The sequence below is a fragment of the Allocoleopsis sp. genome (assembly GCF_036703385.1).
GTDB lineage: Bacteria > Cyanobacteriota > Cyanobacteriia > Cyanobacteriales > Coleofasciculaceae > Allocoleopsis.
Genome location: NZ_DATNPA010000444.1, coordinates 1 through 4960 on the forward strand (window position 1 = coordinate 1; position 4960 = coordinate 4960).

3 protein-coding genes are annotated in these 4960 nt (G+C 48.7%); all 3 read right to left on the reverse strand.

What is annotated here, in order from left to right; all coding sequences use genetic code 11:
• Nucleotides 1–1051 (reverse strand): c-type cytochrome biogenesis protein CcsB (gene ccsB / locus V6C93_RS21900; RefSeq protein WP_333478799.1); only part of this gene is annotated, 1051 nt, incomplete at its 3' end.
• Nucleotides 1052–1286: 235 nt separating this feature from the next.
• Nucleotides 1287–3215 carry a DUF3352 domain-containing protein gene (locus V6C93_RS21905; RefSeq protein ID WP_333478800.1) on the reverse strand — a complete coding sequence of 643 codons (1929 nt, stop codon included), beginning with the start codon at nt 3213–3215 and terminating at the stop codon, nt 1287–1289.
• Between the two features lie 102 nt (nt 3216–3317).
• Nucleotides 3318–4960: CHAT domain-containing tetratricopeptide repeat protein (locus V6C93_RS21910; protein ID WP_333478801.1), on the reverse strand; the 1643-nt coding region annotated here is incomplete at its 5' end.

The following is a 4960-nucleotide window of genomic DNA, read 5'->3' on the forward strand; positions in this document are numbered from 1 at the left end:
TGCCCAGCAGATTCACACCAAGATAGCAAATCCAGACTACTATAAATCCTGTTGACGCTAAAATTGCTGGTCGCCGCCCTTGCCAGCCACGAGTAATGCGAGCATGGAGATAGGCAGCAAACACCAACCAGGTAATTAATGCCCAAGTTTCCTTCGGGTCCCAACTCCAATAAGACCCCCATGCCTCATTGGCCCAAACGGCTCCAGCAATAATCCCTATTGTGAGTAATGGAAATCCCAGTCCTATGATGCGATAGCTAATGTTGTCAAGAGTATCAGCAAGGCTCAGGCGTACAGGAGAGAGAATTGGGGTGGTAGGCACTCCTGGGAGGGATGATGGTGATGTAGTTGCTAAATCCAGAACCGCTGTATTCCTGGTACTACTGCCTTCTGGGTAACTCGCTAGAGTTGGAGAATTACTAGCGATGGTTGGGGGTTGTGCCTTCGTTGCTTCGCTGTTGTGTTGCAGTTGCCAGGAGGGTCGAGCCGCTTGATCATCCTTAGTGCGATATCCACCTGTACCGATAGAGCTGCCGCGAAGATCCACATTTTGACCGCGAGTGACAACTAAAAAAGCGATCGCCAAAAGTGAACCCACCATTAGTGCTGCATAGCTGAGCATCATCACACTAACGTGCATCATTAACCAATTGGATTTTAGAGCCGGAACCAGAGGCTCCGAGTGCTGCATTTCTGATGGGAGTGATAGAGCCGCAAATGCCGTGATGCTCATCGCCACAGGTGCTGTAACCACACCCACCAATCGACTACGGCTCATGTTTTCGGCAATCAGATGAATTGTGGTAATCCCCCAAGTCAGGAAAAACAGAGATTCATAAAGATTGCTCAAGGGAAAGTAACCAGCTTCTATCCATCTAGCACCCAGTAAAGCGGCAATGCAGAGGTTAGCGATCGCCATTCCTGCTGTTGATAAGGCTGACAGATACGGAATTGTCGGAAAAGCCGCTCCTATCCAATACATCAACATCGTCACCAATAGGACGAGGAAGGAACTATTATCCAATTTGCTCTGGAGTGCAACCAGATCCATAAAGTGTTCTCTCTACTCAGTTTTTGAAGATTCAATTCTTGCCGCGTCAATACTATCCTATCGGTTCCCTTCACCCTCAAGCTTACAAAAACCTGTCGCTTAAAACACTTAATTATACCTTTTATGTTGACTCATGGGAGGTAATGTGATATTGGAGATGCTCTACAGAATTTCCTCATGAACAAAGCGAAGCTATCTTTGAGATTCATAAATTGCTGCTTTTTCGAGTCAACCTTTAGGGAGATTGGCTGGGCAGCGTCTGAGGAGTCTGCGATACAGAGGGACTGATGGCAGGCTTCTGAAGGGTCTGGGGTACAGAAGGCTGACTTGGAGAGATTTGAGGAGTCTGTAACCCAGAGGGACTAACTGAAGGGGTCGGGGGTGTCTGCGGCACGGAGGGGCGGCGTGGAGAAAGCTGAGGAACCCCAGGACTGCCTGGAATCTCAGAAGGGCTCTCAGGCACAGGAGTTGGGCTAGGGATTACAGCGGTTTTCATGTGAACGAAGAGGTCAAAACGGGTACTTCGTTTATTGTGAATTGCCCCAGTGAAACCGATCGCACGAATCCCCTTAGCCAGAAGTTTCTGATCTGGGGAAAGCCATTTGGACATAGACAAGTTTCCGCTATTGAGCGTGCGCTCAACATCCAGGAAAAACTGCCCATTATTGGGATTGGGTTGGGTGGGTACAGCTTGCTGAAATCGCGGAGTTTGGATCAGAGAAACTTGCGGTTCAGGTAGGATAGCACTAGCAATGGGGGCACCCAGTGTTAAGAAGACTATGCGGCCCTCTAACCAACCGTGAGTGGCACTTACTCCGCCGTAGGGTGATATCCAGCTGACAACGGATTGCCCTCCAATCTTCGTTTGTTCAATCTGGAACCCGTAGCGAGTTGTCATCACTTGATCGAGTCGCTTGAGAGTCGCTTCAGCACGGGCGCGATCGCGTGCCTCCACCATCAACACAACACCCGCTCCCAACGGTGGAGATTGCTGGTTTTCAGACCGTGTCAAAGCCTCTTGATCCGCTGGGATTAGCGCCAGGGAAAACTCGTCTCCCAGCCAAGGTAGTAAATCGTTCTCAAAATCGAAGCCTAAAGTTGCCTTTAAAAGCGGATTCAGATTTTCGGGTGTAATCGGCAAGAGAGCATTGGATTGAGTTCCTTGAGCATAGCCCTCCCATAACTGTCGTAAATTCCCCCCAGCCAGCATCAATAGCGTATCGCCTGGTAGGCGTCTGGGTAAACGCGTCGTTGCATTCTCGACTTTGTATTTTTGAGAGCTATTAGGCTTGAGCCAGGAAATGCCCTGAAAGTGCATCCCCTGAGGTTCTAGGGTTACGGTTGCTGCCACTCCCTGCATTTGTTGAGAATCCGCGATTTTCTCCGGAGAGAGTTCGCGCCCTGAGTTGGCAGCGAGTACCGCAGAGAACACAGGCATGTTTAAATATAACTGAGCAAAAGGCTTTAAAGCCTTTATTTTAGGCAGTTCTTCTAGATATCCTGGCGTTGCGGCAACCGACGAACCTCCTTTGTAGGTATCAATCACCCGTTCCGTGATTCTGGGATTGTTCGTAACGACCAAAAAACGACCCAGCAACGTGATGGAATAATTCTGGGCGTTACTTTTGTGTGTTTCTCGGATTTGAATCCCCTTGTAGATTCGTTCAAAAAACTGCGTGGCTTTCTGAGACTTCGTTTTTTCAAACACCTGCTGTGCCTGAGTGGGATTCTCCATCGGCAACACGATCAGATCAGGAAGTAATGACCTACCGATTATGGGCAATCGCCCTTGATTTGCCCCCGGCACGGGTGCCCTAGACTCTAGATAGGCAATCACCACCGTTTTGCTCAACCCAGGCCGGATATCTTGTTCATAGTTATAGCCGTTGGCGGTTAGAAGATTGTCCCGCAGTTGAGTGATTTCTTTGTCCAGAGCAGCTTGAGTTTCAGGCGTTCCATACAGCTGCAACTGCTGCCATGTCGCTGAATCGGTAGAAATTGAAGCGGTTAACAGGGCGTCTTGTGGAATTAACTGGGAACCCAGTGGGGCATCTCCCAAAACAGGTTTTCGCTGCACAAGCAGCCAGTAAGCGGCTACACCGCCACCGATTAGCAAAACAGCGACCCCTATTAGCAGCAGGAACGGTTTATTCTTCTTAAGCATGACTCAGCTGTCGTAGGCAGTGCCATTGCCAATTTACCAGTGGATCGCTCTCAATGCTTGCTGAATTCTTGAACCTCTAGTTCAGTTTCTTGTGAAAGATGCTCACTCAGCTTCACCAATGAGCGTGAATGCAGCCCAGTCTTTTGGGTTGGGGTGTTGTTTCATCGTTGTCAGCATTGCGCTTCGCAGTGCTTGGGCTTTATCGGGGTTCTGCTGAAGATTCTTATAAAACTGAGTCATTAAGAAGGCAGTAGGCGCATCTGGTACCGACCATAGGGAAACAATCACACTGGGTACACCGGCTGTCATCAGAGAGCGAGACAACCCGATGACGCCATCGCCAGTAATTTTGCCGTTACCAGTATCGCAAGCACTCAGGACGACTAATTCCGCATTCAGTTTCAGATTGAGGATTTCCTCAGTTGTCAGTAGACCGTCATCTTGACCTGAAGGCGCGAGGGCGACAGCACCCGCACCGGGTATGCCCAGAAATATCTTAAAGTAATCCAATAACCCGTGAGTTGCCAGATGAATCACCCGTGCCTGGGACATTTTCTGTACAACTGCGGCTTTTGTTGCTCCGTTTCCTGTAATGGCTTGGGTATTGAATAAAGTTGCAATTTCAGTCGCTTCCTGTTGAGACCCTGGTAAGCTGGGCAGTTGTTGAGGCGGCTGACCAAATGCAGGTGAAACACGAGGCATAGTCGGATTACCTACAACCAGCACATCCTTAGCTTCGCCTGGAACGTATCGCCGTCGCTGATGGGTAAACTCTAGTACCTGAATGGCAGGAGCGGTAAGAATGGTGTGTTTTTCAATTAGGTATTTACTAGAGGCATCTAGCAAGGCTGGGAAGGGAACAAGAAACAGCGTATTTTGTGGAATGAAGACGACACGAGCATTGGGGTCAGTGGGCAAGAGGTCGGCAATGGGATTAATCAGGAGTTGATAGAGTTGCTGTAAGCGGTTGGTTTGGCTTTCCTCATCGACTCTGGCAACGGCTCCTAAACCCCGTCCTCTGACACCAATAGATTTACGACTGTCGGAAACGAGACTTTCAAGAGTTGTATTTTGTTGCTGCCATAAAGGTTTGAGGTCAACTCGACGAAATGTAACTTCACCTGTGGGTTTGATTACCCAAATATAGAGTTCTGATTCCTTAGTTTTTAGTTTACCTCCAACTTGAAATTCATCATTAATAATCGAATACTCAACAAGGGTAGCGTTTTGCTCCTTAGCAATTTGTTGAATTTGTGAGAGAGATGGTGCAGCGATAGTAGATTCAGTAGTTGATGGGGTAAAGCGATTTGCTAATAACTCCACAAAGGCTCTCGCTCTACCCCGCTCGGCAATTTCCAAGGCTTCGTTGGTTTTGTTCTGAGCGATGAGGGCTTGTTGCAGCAAGCTGTAGGTGTAACGTTGTCCCTCAAAGATTGACACCTTGAAGGTATCATTCTTGCCCAATCTCTCCCGTAGAGTTTCCCCTACCTTGATTCCAGTCAGGAGGATGTTTTCGGCTTCCCTGAGATTGCCAGATTTAAGGAGACTATATCCTAGATAGTTTAGAGTCCTCCATTCCCCACCCTTGCTGCCAATTTCACGCAAAATTGCCAAACTCTGCTGGTGGTAATCAATCGCTTTAGCATAGTTTCCCAGGCTACTGTAAGCCAGTCCCAATTCGCCCAGGGCGCTCCCCTCTTCTAGGGGGGTTTTGAGGGAGCGTGCGATCGGTAAACTCTGCTGGT